The 1,034-nt window shown below is 46.9% G+C and carries 1 protein-coding gene; it reads right to left on the reverse strand.

The genetic code is table 11. From position 1 onward, the window contains the following. On the reverse strand, positions 1-991 hold a 991-nt coding region (locus KTR07_RS28105), incomplete at its 3' end, for a polysaccharide biosynthesis/export family protein (RefSeq protein WP_217315580.1). Between the last annotated feature and the right edge of the window lie 43 nt (positions 992-1,034).

Below are 1,034 nucleotides of genomic sequence, written 5' to 3' on the forward strand. Positions count from 1 at the left end.
CAAGGTTCTCGTCTTTCTTCATTTCAAAACGCATAGGACGTTTTACCTTGCCGCTAATCTTTACCAATACATCATAGGCAGGAACAATCACAACGTCACCTTCCTGTAGGCGGATGTCATCCTGTGTGTTGCCTTTCATAATGAATTCGTAGACGTCGATGGTGGCAATATTCTTTCCGTTGCGTACCAACTGAACGTTTCGGAGGCTACCGATATCACTCACACCGCCTGCACGATAAAGCGCATGGAAGACGGTAGAGAAGGAAGAAAGGGCGTAGGTACCGGGCTGTACGACTTCTCCCATCACATTAATCTGAATAGTACGGATATTACCTAACGTCAGACGGATGTCGGAAGTAGGATCGGTAGTATTATTCAGACCGTTATATATTTTATTCAGGGCGTTCTTCAGATAGTCATTGGCGGCAGAGACTGTCATACCGCTAAGGTTGACAGGGCCGATCTTCTGAATGTTGATAGTACCTTCAGGAGAGATTTGCTGGCGGATCGTGTTCTGGCTCGCACCCCAGATATCAATGATGACTTCATCACCGGGACCAAGACGGTAATTGGCAGGAGTGGCAAGGTTGACACTAGGCTCGAACGTCAGGTTGCGGGTATTGAAGATGTTACGTCCGAAGACCTGATCACCACGGGCAAGGTCCTGAGTAGTCGGATGATCCTCCAGCATATCGGAAGTATTCTTCTTAGTCTCTTCACGCAGGCGGGATTCGTTGATGTCCGTGCCCGTTGATTTCGAGGTATTTACATTGTTCTGCTGCTCGTATAGCTGCTTCACACGCATTGCCTGTTCTTTGGTTACACCCTTACGGGCTAGTTCGGAAGCAAGCTGCTTCTGTTCCTTGCCTTGGCGGATGCCGTCTTTTACATATTCCAGTACCTGTGAGTCACTCATGGACTGAGCCATAAGCGAGCCACTTCCCAGCATCAAACAAAATAGTAGAATGCTAAAAAGTCGTTGTATTTTCATTGACAAATAAAAAAGTTTCAGTTGATTTCACACAGTTCCTGCA

This window comes from Bacteroides sp. MSK.20.82 (genome assembly GCF_019052485.1).
GTDB lineage: Bacteria > Bacteroidota > Bacteroidia > Bacteroidales > Bacteroidaceae > Bacteroides > Bacteroides thetaiotaomicron.